Origin of the sequence: Sphingobacterium sp. UBA6320 (assembly GCF_002440335.1) — a bacterium.
In the GTDB taxonomy this organism is placed as follows: Bacteria; Bacteroidota; Bacteroidia; order Sphingobacteriales; family Sphingobacteriaceae; genus Sphingobacterium.
Genome location: NZ_DJTA01000002.1, coordinates 97,583 through 115,016, shown reverse-complemented (window position 1 = coordinate 115,016; position 17,434 = coordinate 97,583). Strand labels below are relative to the sequence as shown.

Annotated in this window: 18 protein-coding genes; 11 read left to right on the top strand and 7 right to left on the bottom strand. The window is 35.6% G+C overall.

Annotated features, from left to right (window positions below):
• The first annotated feature begins 68 nt into the window (after positions 1 to 68).
• From pdxA to miaA, 4 genes are all read left to right on the top strand, one after another.
• The gene (gene pdxA / locus B3P23_RS00870; protein WP_293923690.1) at positions 69 to 1,124 is read left to right on the top strand and encodes a 4-hydroxythreonine-4-phosphate dehydrogenase PdxA; all 1,056 of its coding nucleotides are present in this window, start codon (positions 69 to 71) and stop codon (positions 1,122 to 1,124) included.
• Between the two features lie 117 nt (positions 1,125 to 1,241).
• Complete coding sequence (locus B3P23_RS00865; RefSeq protein WP_293923688.1) at positions 1,242 to 2,675, top strand: CCA tRNA nucleotidyltransferase; 1,434 nt, start codon at positions 1,242 to 1,244, stop codon at positions 2,673 to 2,675.
• 70 nt (positions 2,676 to 2,745) lie between these two features.
• Positions 2,746 to 3,333, top strand: coding sequence for an IS1096 element passenger TnpR family protein (locus B3P23_RS00860; RefSeq protein WP_045752488.1), 588 nt, complete (start codon positions 2,746 to 2,748; stop codon positions 3,331 to 3,333).
• On the top strand, positions 3,333 to 4,247 hold the full coding sequence (gene miaA / locus B3P23_RS00855) for a tRNA (adenosine(37)-N6)-dimethylallyltransferase MiaA (RefSeq protein WP_248755637.1): 915 nt from the start codon (positions 3,333 to 3,335) through the stop codon (positions 4,245 to 4,247). Before B3P23_RS00860 ends, miaA begins: the two co-directional genes overlap by 1 nt.
• Positions 4,248 to 4,375: 128 nt before the next feature.
• Here miaA and B3P23_RS00850 read toward each other — a convergent pair whose 3' ends face one another.
• The gene (locus B3P23_RS00850) at positions 4,376 to 5,446 is read right to left on the bottom strand and encodes a branched-chain amino acid aminotransferase (protein ID WP_293923683.1); all 1,071 of its coding nucleotides are present in this window, start codon (positions 5,444 to 5,446) and stop codon (positions 4,376 to 4,378) included.
• Positions 5,447 to 5,834: 388 nt separating this feature from the next.
• Between B3P23_RS00850 and B3P23_RS00845 the strand changes: the two genes are divergently transcribed.
• Complete coding sequence (locus tag B3P23_RS00845) at positions 5,835 to 5,981, top strand: hypothetical protein (RefSeq protein ID WP_248755639.1); 147 nt, start codon at positions 5,835 to 5,837, stop codon at positions 5,979 to 5,981.
• A gap of 66 nt (positions 5,982 to 6,047) precedes the next feature.
• On the opposite strand, the gene B3P23_RS00840 is transcribed toward B3P23_RS00845, so the two are convergent.
• The 3 genes from B3P23_RS00840 to recJ are packed head-to-tail and all read right to left on the bottom strand — an operon-like array spanning position 6,048 to position 10,071.
• Positions 6,048 to 7,562, bottom strand: a complete 1,515-nt coding sequence (locus tag B3P23_RS00840; RefSeq protein WP_293923679.1) for a GH3 auxin-responsive promoter family protein — start codon at positions 7,560 to 7,562, stop codon at positions 6,048 to 6,050.
• Positions 7,563 to 7,578: 16 nt separating this feature from the next.
• Complete coding sequence (gene lptB, locus B3P23_RS00835; protein WP_045753297.1) at positions 7,579 to 8,319, bottom strand: LPS export ABC transporter ATP-binding protein; 741 nt, start codon at positions 8,317 to 8,319, stop codon at positions 7,579 to 7,581.
• Between the two features lie 51 nt (positions 8,320 to 8,370).
• Positions 8,371 to 10,071 (bottom strand): single-stranded-DNA-specific exonuclease RecJ, encoded by a 1,701-nt coding sequence (recJ, locus tag B3P23_RS00830; protein WP_045753298.1) that lies wholly within the window; start codon positions 10,069 to 10,071, stop codon positions 8,371 to 8,373.
• 113 nt (positions 10,072 to 10,184) lie between these two features.
• Between recJ and B3P23_RS00825 the strand changes: the two genes are divergently transcribed.
• The 3 genes from B3P23_RS00825 to B3P23_RS00815 all read left to right on the top strand — a co-directional run bounded on the left by B3P23_RS00825 (position 10,185) and on the right by B3P23_RS00815 (position 12,917).
• Entirely contained in the window at positions 10,185 to 10,964 is a 780-nt protein-coding gene (locus B3P23_RS00825; protein ID WP_293923676.1) for an MBL fold metallo-hydrolase, read from the top strand.
• Positions 10,965 to 11,170: 206 nt separating this feature from the next.
• Positions 11,171 to 11,650, top strand: a complete 480-nt coding sequence (locus B3P23_RS00820; RefSeq protein WP_045753300.1) for a cation:proton antiporter regulatory subunit — start codon at positions 11,171 to 11,173, stop codon at positions 11,648 to 11,650.
• Between the two features lie 25 nt (positions 11,651 to 11,675).
• Positions 11,676 to 12,917, top strand: coding sequence for a cation:proton antiporter (locus tag B3P23_RS00815; RefSeq protein WP_045753301.1), 1,242 nt, complete (start codon positions 11,676 to 11,678; stop codon positions 12,915 to 12,917).
• Between the two features lie 30 nt (positions 12,918 to 12,947).
• Here the strand turns inward: B3P23_RS00815 and B3P23_RS00810 are convergent, their stop codons facing one another.
• Both B3P23_RS00810 and B3P23_RS00805 read right to left on the bottom strand, forming a co-directional pair.
• Positions 12,948 to 13,277, bottom strand: a complete 330-nt coding sequence (locus tag B3P23_RS00810; protein WP_045753302.1) for a metal-sulfur cluster assembly factor — start codon at positions 13,275 to 13,277, stop codon at positions 12,948 to 12,950.
• The gene (locus B3P23_RS00805; RefSeq protein ID WP_293923672.1) at positions 13,274 to 14,449 is read right to left on the bottom strand and encodes a glycosyltransferase; all 1,176 of its coding nucleotides are present in this window, start codon (positions 14,447 to 14,449) and stop codon (positions 13,274 to 13,276) included. Before B3P23_RS00805 ends, B3P23_RS00810 begins: the two co-directional genes overlap by 4 nt.
• 117 nt (positions 14,450 to 14,566) lie before the next feature.
• Here B3P23_RS00805 and B3P23_RS00800 point away from each other — a divergent pair, with 117 nt between their 5' ends.
• Both B3P23_RS00800 and B3P23_RS00795 read left to right on the top strand, forming a co-directional pair.
• A complete protein-coding gene (locus B3P23_RS00800) occupies positions 14,567 to 15,535 on the top strand; it encodes a polyprenyl synthetase family protein (protein WP_045753304.1) in 969 nt (322 codons plus the stop codon).
• 92 nt (positions 15,536 to 15,627) lie between these two features.
• Complete coding sequence (locus tag B3P23_RS00795) at positions 15,628 to 16,404, top strand: amidohydrolase (protein ID WP_293923667.1); 777 nt, start codon at positions 15,628 to 15,630, stop codon at positions 16,402 to 16,404.
• Between the two features lie 6 nt (positions 16,405 to 16,410).
• Here B3P23_RS00795 and B3P23_RS00790 read toward each other — a convergent pair whose 3' ends face one another.
• On the bottom strand, positions 16,411 to 16,794 hold the full coding sequence (locus B3P23_RS00790; RefSeq protein WP_293923664.1) for a hypothetical protein: 384 nt from the start codon (positions 16,792 to 16,794) through the stop codon (positions 16,411 to 16,413).
• Positions 16,795 to 16,967: 173 nt separating this feature from the next.
• Between B3P23_RS00790 and B3P23_RS00785 the strand changes: the two genes are divergently transcribed.
• Positions 16,968 to 17,414 carry a MarR family winged helix-turn-helix transcriptional regulator gene (locus B3P23_RS00785; protein WP_045753307.1) on the top strand — a complete coding sequence of 149 codons (447 nt, stop codon included), beginning with the start codon at positions 16,968 to 16,970 and terminating at the stop codon, positions 17,412 to 17,414.
• Positions 17,415 to 17,434: the final 20 nt, after the last annotated feature.

Sequence of the window (17,434 nt, the reverse complement as noted above, 5' to 3'; positions counted from 1 at the left end):
TTTCGATCAAACCTTGACTATTTCGTATAATTTTAATTACTTTTGAGTCAATAATTTCATTTTTTACTATGGCTGACAAATTAAAAATAGGTATTACAGTAGGCGATATTAATGGTATCGGATTGGAAGTGATTATTAAATCATTGTTGGACAATCGTGTATTAGAATTTTTCACTCCAATTGTTTATGGTAATACAAAAGTTGCGTCTTTTCATAGAAAGGCATTAGGCGTCAATGATTTTAGTTTTAATGTCATCAATGATCCTGAACAGGCAAATCCTAAACGTGCTAACATGATTAACTGCTGGCAAGAGGATGTTAAGATTACCTTAGGGGAAGAAAATGAAATTGGGGGCAAATATGCCTTTATTTCGTTAGAAAAAGCTATTGAAGACCTGAATGCTGGAAAGATAGATGCGGTTGTGACAGCTCCTATAAACAAACACAATATTCAACAGGAAGGCTTTCATTTTCCTGGACATACAGAATATTTGCAAGAGAAGACAAATGCTAATGATGTGTTGATGTTTATGATTTGCGATGAGCTTCGCGTTGGTGTTGTGACAGGTCATATTCCGATGAAAGATGTTGCCGAGCATATTACAGAGGAAGCAATCATGAATAAATTGGTGTTAATGAATGATAGTCTAAAAAAGGACTTTTGGATTCAAAAACCAAAAATTGCTGTATTGGGGCTCAATCCTCATGCAGGAGATAATGGTGTGATCGGTACGGAAGATGATACGATCATTAGACCAACTTTGGAAAAGGCGCGAGAGAAAGGAATGCTTTGTTTTGGACCTTATCCTGCAGATGGTTTTTTTGCTAATCATGCATATGAAAAATTTGATGCTGTATTAGCGATGTATCATGATCAGGGATTGATTCCCTTTAAGCATATAGCAAAACGTAATGGCGTTAATTTCACTGCTGGTTTGCCCATTGTGCGGACTTCTCCCGATCATGGAACAGGTTATGATATTGCAGGAAAAAATATTGCTGCACATGAATCATTTATGGAAGCGATATTTCAGGCCGTCCATATTGTTGGCCGTCGTCGTGAGCAAGCTGAGCTTACCCAAAACCCATTAGCTTTTCGCAAGCTCTCTCGAGATCGTGACTAGCAAATCGCTAATAATATCATTAGTCTTGTGTGCTTATATCATAAGACTAATGCCTATTTTATAATAAATTCCTTACTTTTGCATCCTAGTGGTTTTTTAAGGACCTAGATTCATGCTATGAGTGATAATTTACAACATCCTATTTTCCCAATCATTAAAGAGTTAGCCGAAAAAACGAGCACGGAATGCTACGTTATTGGCGGTTATGTGCGTGATCGAATCATGCAACGGCAGTTTAATAATGATGTGGATATTGTTGTTATCGGAAGTGGAATTGAATTTGCTACTGCTCTCGGGAATCTTTTAAAAACGAAAGTCGCTGTTTATAAAAGTTTTGGAACAGCAATGCTGGTTTTTGAAGGATTGAATGTCGAATTTGTCGGTGCCCGTAAAGAATCTTATCGCAGCAATTCGAGAAAACCTATTGTTGAAGATGGCACTTTGGAAGATGATCAAAATCGTCGTGACTTTACAATTAATGCCATGGCTTATTCATTGAATAAAGAAAATTATGGACAATTGTTAGATCCATTCAATGGAGTAGGAGATATTGAATTGCGGACTATTCGTACACCACTTGATCCTATTATCACTTTTTCAGACGATCCTTTACGCATGTTGCGTGCAATTCGTTTTGCTACACAATTGAATTTTAAAATAGATATGGATGCCGTTCGGGCAATTACTGATACGAAAGAACGGATACGTATTATTTCTAAAGAGCGGATTATTGATGAAATCAATAAAATTATTTTATCGAAAAAACCTTCTATAGGTTTTAAATATTTATTTGATACAGGTTTGTTACCATTGGTTTTTCCTGCTATGCAAAATTTATATGGTGTAGAGATTATTGATGGTAAGGGACATAAAGATAATTTTTACCATACGTTAGAAGTTTTGGATAATGTGTGCGAAACAACAGATGATCTTTGGTTAAGATGGGCAGCTATCATGCACGATATAGCAAAGCCTGCTACAAAGAGATTTGACAAGAAATTAGGATGGACATTCCATGGGCATGAGGACAAAGGAGCAAGAATGGTTCCTAAGTTATTTGCTGAGCTGAAACTGCCATTGAATGAAAAAATGAAGTTTGTACAAAAGCTCGTATTGTTACACCTACGACCGATCGTACTGGCTCAAGATATTGTTACTGATTCGGCAGTACGTCGTTTGTTGTTCGAGGCAGGTGATGATATCGATGCGTTGATGCAATTATGCCATGCAGATGTAACAACAAAAAACGAATATAAAAAGAAGAAATATCGTCAGAATTTTGAATTGGTCAAGCAGAAGCTTAAAGATGTGGAAGAGCGCGATCAAATTAGAAATTGGCAGCCCCCGATTTCTGGAGAAGATATTATGGAAGTCTTTGGAATAGGTCCTGGCCGTGAAGTTGGAAAAATAAAAAATGCCATTAGAGAAGCAATTTTGGAAGGGGAAATACCTAATGCCAAAATGGATGCTTATCATTTTATGGTCAATAGAGCTGAAGAATTAGGCTTGACTATTAGAAAGGCATGGGATTTGAATACAACTGTTAAATAAAAAAAGTAATTTTAATTGTTTCAATTTATATTGAAACTCATCTTGTTAACAAACAAAACGAATATTAAAAATGGCTATTTATAGATTCAGAATCACTTTTGAAGATTATGAGGATGTGTATAGAGAAATCGATATGCTTTCAAAACAAACTTTTTTAGAATTACATGAGGCTATCCATAAGACAACTGCTTATGAAGCTGAACGTACATCTTCCTTTTATGTCAGTAATGACCAATGGAAAAAAGGAACTGAAATTGCTTTTTTACCAACTGCCCGTAAAGTATCAGAGGGTGTTTTATTAATGGAGAATATTCGTTTAAGTAAGTTTATCGATGATCCTCATCAAAAGTTTTATTACATCTATAATTTTGATCACCCTTATGAATTTCATGTGGAATTGATTAAGATTTTGAAAGAAGAGGAAGGTAAAACTTATCCAGTAGTATTTAAAACTGTAGGAGCAGCCCCTAAATCTTTAGGAGCAGCCAATTTTCCAGTCGCAGATCCGCTAGATGATGATGAGGAGGAAGAAGTTTTGGTTGATGAAACACAATATGGTGTGGATGACGACGAAGAATTTGATTTGTTTGACGGAGATGATGAAGAGGAAGAAGATAAATCTGAAAAAGAGAGTGGCGGCTCGTTTGACGAATATTAATGTTGAATAGTAAGCAAAAGCATAAAAAAACGTTAATCTCAATAGTAGGTCCTACAGCAGTAGGTAAGACTGCTATGGCGATTCAGCTTGCCCAGCATTTTGATACTGAAATTATATCGGCAGATTCAAGACAGTTCTATCAGGAGATGAATATTGGGACAGCTAAACCAACGCCATTTGAATTAAGTCAAGCTCCCCATCATTTTATTAACTCTCATACGATTGAAGCAGATTATTCTGCGGGTGATTTTGAAAGAGATGCCCTTGATAAAATTACTTCCTTGTTTGAAAAAAAGGACATCGTCATTATGGTCGGTGGATCGGGTTTATTTGTGCAAGCAGTATGCGAAGGTCTTGACAATTTACCGAAAGCTTTGCCGGAAGTTCGTGAACAATTAAATAAAAGATTTGAAACTGCTGGTATAGTACCCTTGCAAGAGTATTTGAAAGAAGTAGATCCGATCTATTATAATCAAGTTGATCTTTCAAATGTCCAACGTGTGATTCGTGCTCTGGAAGTGTTTGAGACTACAGGATTACCGTTTTCTAATTTTTTAAATCATACAAAATCGGAGCGTCCATTTCATATTGTGACTATTGGACTAAATATGGATCGAGCTGATTTATATGAACGTATCAATAAACGGGTCGATTTAATGTTACAAGAAGGATTATTGGAAGAGGTGAAATCATTGATTCCTTATCAGCATAAGCCAGCGTTAATGACTGTCGGATATGCTGAAATATTTGCTTTTTTAGATGGAACTATTTCTTGGGAGGAAGCTGTTGACAAAATAAAACAGAACTCGAGAAGATATGCGAAGAGACAAATTACTTGGTTCAAGAAGAATAAAGATACCACTTGGTTTGATCCGCAAGATAAAAATCAGATTATAGACTATATTCAATCCTAATTTTTGCATTTATCAACAGAGTTATCCACATTATGTTAATAACTCTGTTGATAAAGAAATATAGATAAAAAAAAGCGCTATGTTAAGAGTATGAACATAGCGCTTTTTTTTTTGGATCTAATAATTTTCTATTCTACAATCATATTCCAACCAAATTCATCTGTAATTCTGCCATAACGAAGATCATCTAAATAAGTTAATACTTTTTTAGAAAAATCGCGACCTTCAACTGGCGGCAATTGAAATAATTCACCTTCATATCCGATCGTAGCAATTGGTGTTAATGTCGCGGCAGTTCCAGCTGCAAATGCATCTGTCACAATACCTGCTTTAATACCATCGATAAGCTCTTTTACGGACACTCTGCGTTGTTCTGTTTTATAGCCCCACTTATCTGCGAGTTCCATAATAGTACGGCGTGTCACTCCATGCAATATCGTATCACCATGCGGTGTAATGATACTATCGCCGATACGGAAGATGAGGTTGGCGGTACCAGCTTCCTCGATGTACTGATGTTCCGAAGCATCTGTCCACATCAATTGGTCAAAACCTTCATCATTCGCTAAGCGAGTTGGATATAGAGATAATGCATAGTTACCTGCATTTTTTGAAAATCCTACACCACCTTCAGCTGCACGGGTATAGTGTGTTTCTACCTTTAATTTTAAAGGATTACTATAATAAGCACCTACTGGACTAGTAATGATGATAAATTTGTATGAATTAGAGGGGTGTACGCCCAATGCCGCCTCTGTTGCGAACATAAAAGGACGAATATATAAAGAGGTGCCAGGTGCATGAGGTACCCAATTACTATCAGTCGATAGTAGTTTCTTTAATCCACCTAAAAAGATTTCTTCGGGTACTTCAGGCATTTCTAAACGTGCTGCAGACTTGTTAAATCTTTCCCAATTTTTGTCAGGGCGGAAAATACTGATGGTACCATCTTGAAATTTGTACGCTTTGATACCTTCAAAAATAGCTTGACCATAATGTAATGCTGACATCGAAGGACTTATATTAATATCGCCATAAGGCACAATACTAACATCTGTCCATGCTCCATCTTGATAGTTTGCGACCAACATGTGGTCGGATAATATTTTTCCAAATTTTAGATTGTTAAAATCTACTTGCGAGAGTCTCGATTCTTTTGTGGGCTCTACGCGAATTGAATAATTTTCTGTCGCGCTCATTGTATTTAAATTACGTATGCTAAAGTAGGAAAAAAACTATGAATTTGAAGGATAAATACACAGTTTAAGCTATTTTGTTCTATTACAATATATTTTATTATAATAAGATAAAATTGTCTCTTTTTTAGGATTCGCGTTTTTTTTTATGGACACTAACTTATTAGGGATGAAAGACAAATCACTTTTTTGTCATCGTTTTATAGCAATTTCTTAATTTAAAATTTCTTCCATATTAAATTTATATGAATTCACATAGAAATCATAATGTGGCATGTTATTTGGTTTAACGCAATCACAATGGTTAACTGTCCAAGACAGTAGACTTTAAGTTAGCTCACACTTTTTAAACAGATATTAATTAATAACAACAAACTAAATGATTAAAGCCATGCAAGAATTAAACAGTAAAAGAAATGCATTGGAAGAGGATGAATTAGAGTTTGATCAAAAGACAGCTGTGGAAAAAAATGGATTTTCACTAAATTTTATTTTAGGTTTTTTTGTTTTCCTTTATAAAACAGCTATCAAACCGTAAGTACTTCCTAATTTTTCAGTAGAGACAAGTACTCAACAAATGAATAGGAGAAATCTAAAATTTCTCCTATTTTTTTATTATCGCTAATAGGGGCTCTAAGTAATCACGGTTATTGGATAACCTCGGAACTTTATTTTGACCACCAAGTTTTCCTTTTGATTTCATCCATTCAAAGAATGTATAATTAGGGGCATTATGAATCACGGGAAATTGTAGTGCCATGTTTTTATAACGTTTCGCATCATAATCAGAATTAATCTCTCGGAGCGTTTCATCCAATATGTTGCAGAAGGTTTCAAAATTATCAGGTTGTTGTTCAAATTCTATAATCCATTCATGAGCTCCAGCTTCACCTTCCTTGAAGTAAATCGGACCAGCGGTATAATCTTTCACAATAGCATGGGTTATTTCACTCGCCTTCTTTATAGCATCCTCAGCATTGTCTACGATAAGTTCCTCTCCAAAGGTATTGATAAATTGCTTTGTACGTCCTGTTATCTGAATACGATATGGAGATAGGGTGACAAATTTAATGGTATCTCCGATCATATATCGCCATAAACCAGCGTTGGTCGAAATAATCAAAGCATAGTTTTTATTTAATTCTACTTCATGCAAGCCTAATGTTTGCGGATTTTCGTCGTATAGATTTTCAATAGGTAAAAATTCGTAATAGATACCATAGTCAAGCATTAATAGTAATTCTTCAGAATCGGACATGTCCTGTAAGGCAAAGTATCCCTCAGAAGCATTGTAATTCTCTAAATAATACATTTTATCGGAAGGAATCAATTTTTTAAATTGTTCACGGTAGGGTTTAAAACTTACACCTCCATGCGTATAAAATTCTAAGTTAGGCCATACCTCCAGTAAATTATTCTTTCCTGTAATTTCCAATATTTTCTTTGCCAGTACAATATTCCAAGTCGGAACTCCTGCTAGATTAGTGACATTTTCATGAATGGTAATATTCGCAACCTTTTCTATTTTTTCTTCAAAGTCAGGAAGCAAAGTTACTTCTAAATTGGGCGTTCTTTTGAACTCAGCCCAAAAAGGGAGATTTCTTAATAATATGGAAGATAGATCGCCATAATATGAATCTGAACTAAAACTATTAATTTGTGAACTACCTCCGAGTACAACAGATTTACCGCTGAAAATTTGGCTCTCTGGCTTATTGTTGAAGTAAATTGTCAACATATCTTTGCCACCTTGGAAGTGACATTCAGTTAGGCACTCTTCACTTACCGGGATAAATTTACTCCGGTCGGATGTTGTTCCCGAAGATTTAGCAAACCACTTGATATCTGAAGGCCACAATATATTTTGCTCCCCTTTGATCATACGATCAATATAAGGTTTTAACGAATTGTAATCTTGTATAGGAACTCTGTTTTTAAATTCTTCTGGAGTTAAAATACTATTATAATCATATTTTTTGCCCCACTCTGTTGCTTCTGCTGATGATATTAAACTTTGAAACCATTCTTCTTGTACATCATGCGGATATTTCATGAATAATTCAATCTGATGAATCCGCTTCTTCATGAACCAAGTTAATAGTGAATCTAATATTGCCATATCAAGTGGAGTAAGTTTAAGTATTTAACTTTTTGCGACGGAGTTCAAAATGTTGTCCCAGATAAAATTTACGCGCCATTTCATTGCTAGCAATTTCCTCGGGAGTACCTGTCAACATAATTTTTCCTTCTGTTAGTAAATAAGCTCTGTCAGTAATGGACAATGTTTCTTGAACATTATGGTCAGTGATGAGGATTCCGATATTGCGTGTTTTGAGTTTCGCTACAATCGTTTGAATCTCTTCTACCGCAATTGGATCCACACCCGCAAATGGCTCATCCAACAGGATGAAAGAAGGATTGGCTGCTAGAGCTCGGGCTATTTCTGTACGACGTCTTTCGCCTCCAGATAATAAATCACCTCTATTTTTACGAACCCGATTAAGACTAAATTCGGCTAGTAGTTCTTCCAGTTTTTCCAAACGCTCTTTTTTATTGGGGTAGTGTATTTCCAATACAGAGAGGATGTTGTGTTCTACAGACAGCTTTCTAAAGATAGAAGCTTCTTGGGCAAGATAACCAATTCCTTTTTGAGCACGTTGGTACATGGCATCCTGCGTGATTTCCTGATCATCTAAATATACATGACCTTCATTGGGCTTTATCAATCCAACAATCATATAAAACGAGGTGGTCTTTCCTGCTCCATTAGGTCCTAAAAGACCTACAATTTCGCCTTGCTCTACTTGGAAAGAAACATCGTTCACAACAGTACGTTGTTTGTATTTTTTGATGAGATGTTCAGCTCTTAGTATCATTTTATGTCGTATTTTAACTCAAGATAACAATCTGATTATTAAAAATATATTTTAATATCGAATTCCTTTTAAATTTAATTGTAAATTCTTTTTACCCCGCCATACATTTTCTTCTATGCTGTAGCACATATCAAATGGTTTGCCACTATTAATGGTTTCAATATGTTCAGAAAGTCCAAACCCGATACAATCAAACGAAGGTGAATGCTCTTGTTTAACAGTCATTTTTAAATGATTGGATCCTACCAGATAGGCCGATCCAATAAGACTTACTTTTTGACTTAAAAAAATGGGACTTTCATTTTGTGGTCCGAAGGGTTCGAACTGACTTAATATACGGTGAAATTTGGCATCGATATCCTGAAGATGGAGTTTTGTATCGATCAATATTTCTTGTGTTAACATTTCAGGTTTGATAAGTCGAGTCACCACTTGTTCAAAACGATCTTGAAATAATTTAATGTTTTCAATTTGCATGGTCAGCCCTGCGGCATATTTATGGCCTCCAAATTGATCCAATAAATCACTACATTCACTTAAAGCCTCATATAAGTCAAAGCCGATCACCGATCGACATGACCCAGCAATGTGCCCATTGGTTTCTGTCAGAATAATGGTCGGTCTGTAATATCTTTCTGTAAGTCTGGAAGCAACGATCCCAATGACACCTTTATGCCAGTCTGATTTATATAATACCGTTGATTTTCGAGTTTTAAGCGAATCATTGTCATCGATAATGGCCAATGCTTCTTCCGTTATTCTGAGATCGAAATCCTTACGTACATTATTTTGATCGTCAATATTGATACTAAAATCCTTCGCTTCTTGCAATGATTTTGAGATCAATAATTTTACAGCGTCTTTTGCATGATCTATTCTTCCAGAAGCATTGATTCGGGGCCCAATCTGGAAGACTATATCATTGACAGTAAATGTCTTTGTTTTATTGGTGGAAAGATCAACCAAAGCCTGTAATCCACAGCACGGATTCGTATTTAATTTGATCAATCCAAAATGTGTCAGAATACGATTTTCACCTGTGATCGGTACAATATCAGAAGCGATGCTCACGGCTACTAAATCCAGATATTGATAACAGATATCCAAGGACATATCATTTTTCATGATGAAAGCTTGAATCAGTTTAAAGCCTATTCCACAGCCTGATAATTCTTTGTAGGGATAATTGCAATCTTTTCTTTTCGGATCCAATACCGCAAATGCAGGAGGAAGTTCATCACCAGGTAGATGATGATCTCCTATAATAAAATCGATATTTTTTGAATTTGCATATTCAACCTTATCGTTTGCTTTTATACCACAATCCAATGCAATAATTAAAGAAAAGCCATTTTCGGCAGCGTAATCAATGCCTTGTGTAGAAATACCATAACCCTCAGCATAGCGATCTGGAATATAGAATTCGATACGCGAGTGAAATTCCCTGAAAAAACTGTACACCACAGCTACAGCTGTAGTACCATCCACATCATAATCGCCATAAATTAAGATCTTTTCATTTTGGCCTATTGCAGTAGTAATTCGTGCAATGGCTTTTTCCATATCTTGCATCAAGAATGGGTTGTGGAGCTGGTCTAAAGACGGTCGAAAAAAATGTTTAGAAGCATCAAAAGTCTCAATATTTCTACTGACTAATAATTCTGCTAATACTGGATTAATACCAAGTTCATTGCTTAATTGATTAACTTTTTTGACTTCACTTTTAGATTTTAGTACCCACCTTTTTTGCATATCTTTGCATCGTAATTATGTGTAAATATACGTTTTGTCTATTGACTAACCTAATAATACAATAGGCTAATCATGGTGTGGTATATAACACGCAAGTTTCCAATAAATTAAAGATGGCACTAGCACATTCCTTATTCGAAGGCTCATTTTCGGTCGATGCTTCGAAAAAATTTATTCCTTTTGATCCGACTATTCATCTTGCCATAGATCGTCCTTCCTCCATGTTTATCCATGTTCACCCTTTTCTCATTGAAACCAATGACGGACTTGTTTTATGTGATACCGGATTAGGACAAACAAATCCTGACGGTGAACTATTCCTTCATCAAAACATTAAAAAACTTGGATATGAAACAAAGGATGTGAAATATGTGCTGATGTCACATCTGCACAAAGATCATGCTGGCGGAATGGTCAGTTTTGAGGAAGGAGTAGGCCGTATTGCATTTCCAGAAGCAGAATATATAGTACAGCGTGGTGAATGGGAAGATGCCTATTCGGGAATTAATAATTCTTATCGAACAGAAATTTTTGATGTAGTGCAACGCAGCGGTAATTTGCAGTTAGTGGAAGGAGATGGGATTGTTAACGACGAAATACGCTATAATTTAAGTGGTGGTCATACACAATACCATCAAACTTTTCATATTGAAACAGGTAGTAAGCACTATTTTTTCGGTGGTGACGTTTTGCCAGAACCACAAGAGATTTTTCAAAATTATAATGCCAAGTACGATTTTGATGGACGGCTGTCAAAGGAGTTGCGTAAAGAATATTGGAAAGAAGGTGCTCCACAGGGTTGGATTTATTTATTTTATCATTCCAAGACCGTGGCAATTGGTATACCTGAACGACAAAAAGATGATCGTTATACCATTGTAGATCTAAAGTAACACAAAAATTTTACTATAAACATAAAACAGTTTTTTTGTTTATCTGGCTGTTTTATAGTTTCATTTTGCCGATGATTAGCAGTTAAACAGGTGGTAAAATGCTGATATGATTGAATTTTTAGCTAAGTTTGTATGAAGCTGTTTGATCATAACTTTTTCTTTCAGCGAATAAAATAAAAATTAGTTTTATAATAAAGCAAAAAAATATGTCTGTTGTAAGAGAGTCGGATCTTATTGGTATTGGGAAAAAATATCAAATTGAAACTGAAGCTGGAGACAATATGGTCGTGGTTATACATGACGATGGTCGAAGAGAATTATATCGTTATGACGAGGAAGAAAGTGAATCTCGTTGTGTGATGACTTTAAGCGACGAAGAATCTAGACAGGTCGCAGGTATTATCGGTGGATTATCTTATAAACCAAAAGCTTTAGAGACCATTGAAGTTGCATTAGACGACTTGAGAATTGAATGGTATAAAGTGGAAGGCAAATTTGAGGGTGCTAACAAAACAATTGGTGAGCTAGAAGTACGTCAGCGAACAGGGGCATCCATTATTGCGGGGATACTAGGTGAAAATACCGTTATTAATCCAGGTCCTGACTATATGATTAGTCCAGGTACAACCTTAGTTATCGCAGGGAAGAAGAATAATATTAAGTTATTAAAGGAAATATTAGTGTAACATACTCAAAACAAAATATATTTATATGCCATCACACACACTTATTTTAGAAATCGGAATTGCCGTTGGTCTTGTTGCTTTTGTAGGCTTGATAGCCAACAAGCTAAAGTTTTCTGTTATTCCATTTTTTATATTGATAGGTATGGTGTTGGGCCAACATGCTCCCCAGATTGGTACTATTGATCTTACATTTACCGAGAGTAAACCCTTTATAGATTTTATGGGGCGCCTTGGCGTTTTATTTCTTCTCTTTTATTTGGGTCTTGAGTTTTCTGTAGGTCGTTTAATTAAATCTGGAAAATCAATTGTCACAGGAGGTACTGTTTATGTACTGCTCAATTTTATATCGGGTTTACTGATCGGGTGGATGATGGATCTTCCCTTCAAAGAGATGATGGTACTGTGTGGAATTATGACAAGTTCTTCAACAGCTATTGTTGCCAAGGTATTAACCGATTTGAAGCGAACCGCTAATCCTGAAACAGAGGTAATTATGGGGATGATTATGTTTGATGATTTGTTTATCGCTATGCATATCTCATTCCTTTCGGGATTGATTTTAACAGGAAGCAGCTCGTTTTGGACTGTAGCTGGTACTTCATTATTGGCATTAGGATTTATCTTGACATTTTTAATTTTAGGAAGGAAGCTGGTTCCTGCGATCGACAAATTATTACAGGTTAAGTCGTCCGAATTATTTGTCCTTGTTATTTTTGCATTGCTATTTATTACGGCTGGTTTTTCCGAAACTATACATGTTGCAGAAGCAATCGGTGCCTTGATGGCTGGATTGGTTTTAGCGGATTCCCAGTATATCAAGAAGATTGAAGCTATGGTTTTGCCTTATAAAGATTTCTTTGGAGCGATGTTTTTCTTTAGCTTTGGTTTATCAATAGATATGCTTTCGCTTGGAGGTGCCGTATTATGGGCTTCTATAGCAGCAGCTGTTACGATCTGTGGCAACCTGGCATCAGGTTATTTTGCAGCCAAATTTTCAGGGATGAAAAATAAAACTTCGTTTGATATTGGATTTACATTATCCGCACGGGGAGAGTTTTCGATCATTATGGCTAATATTGGAAAGGCGGGAAGTTTATTGCCCGTTATACAGTCATTTGTTGTTGTATACGTATTGATACTTTCCATCGTATCACCATTATTGACAAAAGAATCTCGGAATATCTGGACAAAATTATTTGGCAAAGATGAAATTAAGCCTAAGGCAATTAAAAGATTAAGTGATTTGGAATCTGGTCAAACACCATAAAAAAAGCGAATCCATTGGATTCGCTTTTTTTTACAAGAAGCCCAGTTCTAATTTTGCTTCTTCGCTCATCATATCTTTCGTCCAAGGTGGATCGAATGTCAATTCTACAAGAGCTTCAGTTACTCCTGGTACCGCAGCAACTTTTTGCTGCACTTCGTCCATTATTTGACCAGCAACTGGACAACCAGGTGCGGTTAAAGTCATCACTATCTTTGCAATACCATTTTCTTTCGTTATGATTTCATATACCAAACCTAGATCAACAATATTTGCTGGCTTCAGCTCGGGATCATATACCGTTTCTAACGCTTCTTGAATAGCAGGTGCAATATTTAACTTATCTAAAATTATAATACTCATGTTGACGATCGTTTAGTGTTAGCTTGAATTGCCTCCTTGTAAATAGATAGCAATTTATTTTTATTCTCCTCAGGAGTAAAATTACTAAAATAGAATGCTTTTGTTGTTTGTGTAATGTTAAATTTTTCTTGTTGACTATAATCTTTCCATTGCTGCAAAGTTACCAACATATTATCCACATCTTGTGGATTAAATAATAAACCCGTCTTATTGGGGATTATCAACTCACTCAATGCTCCGATATCACTACCTATAACTGGAGTTCCGACTGAGAATGCTTCGAGTATGGTCATAGGCATACCTTCAAACCACAAAGATGGAACGATTAATGCTTCCGCTTTTTCAACCAATGGTATTATTTCAGCACGAGATTTAAAGCCTAAATAATGGATATTGGTATTTTTTTGAGCAGCTTCGATGACCTCTTGTTTCAAGATACCATCTCCTATGATCAGTATTTTGATATCAGTTTTTGAGAAAACCTCCAATAAGTTTAAAATTCCTTTTTCTTCAGTCAGTCTACCAATATATATAAAATAATCTTCTGTGGGCGATATGGAACTTTCAATAGGAAAAGTGAAATTGGGTTTAACAACAAATTTCTGTGCCTCCACCGGCAAAGTTGAATTAACGAATATATTTTTTGCAAAACCCGATAAAGTGATATAGCGATCGACCCTATTCCATGTTCCTATTTTTCTATGAAACCAATAGTTTGCAGCCAAAATAAATGTTTTGATGGCTGAGTTGTCCATGACTTTATTTTTGATAGCCGTCCATGGAAAATTTTGACTCAAACTCGAAAGGAAGAGTTGATTGTTGTGATAAAGAATAGCAGAGGGACAAAGTAGACGAAAATTGTGTAGGGTCATCACCAATGGAAACCCCAATTTATAAATTGTTCTGATAATAAGCGGCCCGCTGGCATAGTGGGTGTTGTGGATGTGAACTAAGTCAGGATTGAATTCGGCTAAAGTTCTTTTTACACGATATAAAGCAGCTATATTCCAAAAAGAAAAAATTGTTTGTAAAGCACCTTTCCATCCCTTTTTATTTTGAAAAGTGAGCGATAATACCTCATGATCCACAGCTAGCAATTCTTGCTCCTGTTGAAAAACGGTATCTTCACCACCAGGGCTTTGATAAAAAGTATGGATGATTAAAATGCGCATGAATACTTGCTTTTTTACAAACTTAGATAATTAAACTCTTTTCATCGTAGTGAACTCAAAACTTTCTTTTTTTAATTCTTATCTTCGCATATCTTAAGGAGATGATGATTAGATAATATGCAGCATTTACAAAAATTAATCGTTGACTCGATTCAAAACAGTCAATTTCCCAATCAGCCCGCTAATCTTTACGATCCAATTCGTTATTTTTTGAGTTTAGGAGGTAAACGTATTAGGCCCACTTTAACCTTATTGGCTGCTGAAATGTTTGGTATACGAGAAATTACAGATGCCTTACCTGCTGCAAAATCGATCGAGTACTTCCATAATTTTTCACTTATACATGATGATGTCATGGATCAGGCACCGCTACGTAGGGGGAAACAGACCGTGCACGAAAAATGGAATTTAAGTGTAGCCATTCTTTCAGGAGATGGGCTGTTAGTGAAAGCGTATGATGAATTGGCAAATTGCGACCCAATTTATATTGCAGATCTATTAAAAACCTTCAATCGTGTTGCGATGCAGGTCTGCGAAGGACAACAAATGGATATGGATTATGAACATGCTGATGCAATCAGCATGGAAGAGTACATTGAAATGATCAGATTGAAAACCTCTGTATTATTAGGAGGAGCATTGCAAATGGGTGCAATTTTAGCTGATGCAAGTCTTCATGATCAAAAATTGATCTATGAATTTGGTGAATATATCGGTATTGCTTTTCAACTTCAAGATGATGTTTTAGATGCTTATGGAGATCCAGAAACTTTTGGTAAGCAAGTAGGTGGCGATATTTTGATCAATAAAAAGACCTATCTATTGGTCAAATTATTGGAAATCATAAAGGAAGAAGATCGAAACTCCTTACAAAACTTATTAAACTCTACCTGGGCAGATAATCCAGAGAAATTGAAGGACATGTTGACATTATATCAAAAATATAGCATAAAATCACTTGCAGATCAATTGAAAGAATCTTATACACAACTTGCATTTGAAAGATTATCTGCTATCGATATACCAAATGATAGAAAGAATGCGTTAATAACATTATCAAATCAACTCCTCATCAGAGAACAGTAGAAAGCGCTATTATTTGTCTATTTTATCTTTATTTGGTAAAAAAATTCTTAATTTGTAGACTTAGTTCATCATAATATACGAAACAACTAAAAATGGAACCGTTAAAAGTAACAATCTTTCAAGCTTATATTTTTTGGGAAAATATAGAAAAAAACTTGAGTAATCTTGCGCTTAAACTTTCAAATTTGAGAGAAAAAACGGATCTCATTATCCTACCGGAGATGTTTAACACGGGGTTTACCAACAATGTTGAGAAGTGTGCTGAGACATCTGATGGTAAGACGATGCAATGGATGTTCCATATGTCTCAGACTTTAAACTGTGTTGTTGCAGGTTCATTGATCATTGTGGAGAATGGAAAATATTTCAATCGTTTTGTATGGATGTCTCCCGACGGTACGTATGTAAAGTACGATAAACGTCATTTGTTTGCAATGGCAAGAGAGGACCAATACTTTACAGCAGGGCGTGAACGTATTGTCGTTAATATCAAGGGATGGAATATATGTCCTATGATTTGTTATGATATCCGTTTCCCAGTTTGGTCTCGAAATGTAGGTGGAGCTTATGATTTATTGGTGTATACTGCCAATTGGCCAGATAAACGTTCGGCTCATTGGCGTACATTGATCCCGGCGCGTGCTATTGAAAACCAAGCATTTGTTATTGGTGTGAATCGAGTGGGACATGATGGCAATGACATCTATTACTCTGGAGGCTCAATGTGTATTTCTCCATTGGGGGATGTGGTATATTATAAACCTGAAGATGAGGATTTATATACATTTACGATTCAACCTCGAGATCTTCAAGAAGCCAGAAAATCATTCCCATTTCTGCAAGATGCAGATAGCTTCAATATAGATTAATAGTTGTTATTTGTATGGTCTATCCAATATTACAGACATAATAACTGCTTTTCTAAGATCAAAATCTTCCGCGATAGTTTTTTCTTTTTGTTCAGAGCCTGACGCTTTAGCTTTTTTGCTTACTGCCAAACGATGCTCTTCTCTTTCTTTCTTAAATCGTTGGATTTCATTTGTTTCTTTAATTTTTTCAGAATAAAATGGTGCTGGAGAAACTGCTGGTGTTTTTTGCGGAATAGATTTATACGTAGCAGGCTGCTGTTTCGTTTTCGCAGGATCAGGGGCAATACCTTTTCTTCTTTTTAAGGCAGCCTCTTGTTCTTTCATATAGTTTTGATATGACTTAAAACCAAAGATTGCTAATGCAATTAATAGGGGTACCAACTTTTCCATAGCATGAAGATAATAAAAAAAACAATTTAATTTTTGTTATACCGTGTAAAACTTTATATTTATAAATATAAACCTATTTGACTAACGCGTTCTAGTTCATTAATTTTTTTTGGAATAAGTAACAGTTGGTTAAAAAGTACGATATAGTATAACCTAAAAAGACTTTAATTATTATGCTTAATGAAGATTTAATTGGAAAGATAGAATTCTATGATTTTCTAACGGGAAAAGCGACTACTGCCATATCACGTAGAATGCAGCGTAATTTAAAAGATGTGGGAATCAATATTACGGCTGAGCAATGGAGTATTTTGTACAATTTATGGCAAGAGGAGGGACTTACGCAGCAAGAGTTAGCCACACGAACTTTCCGAGATAAACCGAGCATCACTAGGCTGATTAATAATTTGGAAAAATTAAATCTAGTCATCCGTGTTAACGACAAAGAGGATCGCAGATCCAATTTGATTTATTTGACAAAGTCAGCACGCAAACTAAAAGATGTTGGCATGCAACAAGCCAATAAGACCATTGCTGAGGCGCTTGAAGGTGTATGCGCTGAGACTATTAGCATTGCACAAGTTACCTTACAGCAAGTTATTTGTAATTTGAGGAAATAAAACAGCAGGGGTCTTATGAT

Bases quoted from the DNA above. Each gene is read 5' to 3' on its own strand.
- B3P23_RS00850 (WP_293923683.1), bottom strand. From the start codon at position 5,446: ATGAGCGCGACAGAAAATTATTCAATTCGCGTAGAGCCCACAAAAGAA.
- miaA (WP_248755637.1), top strand. From the start codon at position 3,333: ATGTTGAATAGTAAGCAAAAGCATAAAAAAACGTTAATCTCAATAGTA.
- B3P23_RS00865 (WP_293923688.1), top strand. From the start codon at position 1,242: ATGAGTGATAATTTACAACATCCTATTTTCCCAATCATTAAAGAGTTA.
- B3P23_RS00800 (WP_045753304.1), top strand. From the start codon at position 14,567: ATGCAGCATTTACAAAAATTAATCGTTGACTCGATTCAAAACAGTCAA.
- lptB (WP_045753297.1), bottom strand. From the start codon at position 8,319: ATGATACTAAGAGCTGAACATCTCATCAAAAAATACAAACAACGTACT.
- recJ (WP_045753298.1), bottom strand. From the start codon at position 10,071: ATGCAAAAAAGGTGGGTACTAAAATCTAAAAGTGAAGTCAAAAAAGTT.
- B3P23_RS00860 (WP_045752488.1), top strand. From the start codon at position 2,746: ATGGCTATTTATAGATTCAGAATCACTTTTGAAGATTATGAGGATGTG.
- B3P23_RS00790 (WP_293923664.1), bottom strand. From the start codon at position 16,794: ATGGAAAAGTTGGTACCCCTATTAATTGCATTAGCAATCTTTGGTTTT.
- pdxA (WP_293923690.1), top strand. From the start codon at position 69: ATGGCTGACAAATTAAAAATAGGTATTACAGTAGGCGATATTAATGGT.
- B3P23_RS00810 (WP_045753302.1), bottom strand. From the start codon at position 13,277: ATGAGTATTATAATTTTAGATAAGTTAAATATTGCACCTGCTATTCAA.
- B3P23_RS00815 (WP_045753301.1), top strand. From the start codon at position 11,676: ATGCCATCACACACACTTATTTTAGAAATCGGAATTGCCGTTGGTCTT.
- B3P23_RS00820 (WP_045753300.1), top strand. From the start codon at position 11,171: ATGTCTGTTGTAAGAGAGTCGGATCTTATTGGTATTGGGAAAAAATAT.
- B3P23_RS00825 (WP_293923676.1), top strand. From the start codon at position 10,185: ATGGCACTAGCACATTCCTTATTCGAAGGCTCATTTTCGGTCGATGCT.
- B3P23_RS00785 (WP_045753307.1), top strand. From the start codon at position 16,968: ATGCTTAATGAAGATTTAATTGGAAAGATAGAATTCTATGATTTTCTA.
- B3P23_RS00805 (WP_293923672.1), bottom strand. From the start codon at position 14,449: ATGCGCATTTTAATCATCCATACTTTTTATCAAAGCCCTGGTGGTGAA.
- B3P23_RS00840 (WP_293923679.1), bottom strand. From the start codon at position 7,562: ATGGCAATATTAGATTCACTATTAACTTGGTTCATGAAGAAGCGGATT.
- B3P23_RS00795 (WP_293923667.1), top strand. From the start codon at position 15,628: ATGGAACCGTTAAAAGTAACAATCTTTCAAGCTTATATTTTTTGGGAA.
- B3P23_RS00845 (WP_248755639.1), top strand. From the start codon at position 5,835: ATGCAAGAATTAAACAGTAAAAGAAATGCATTGGAAGAGGATGAATTA.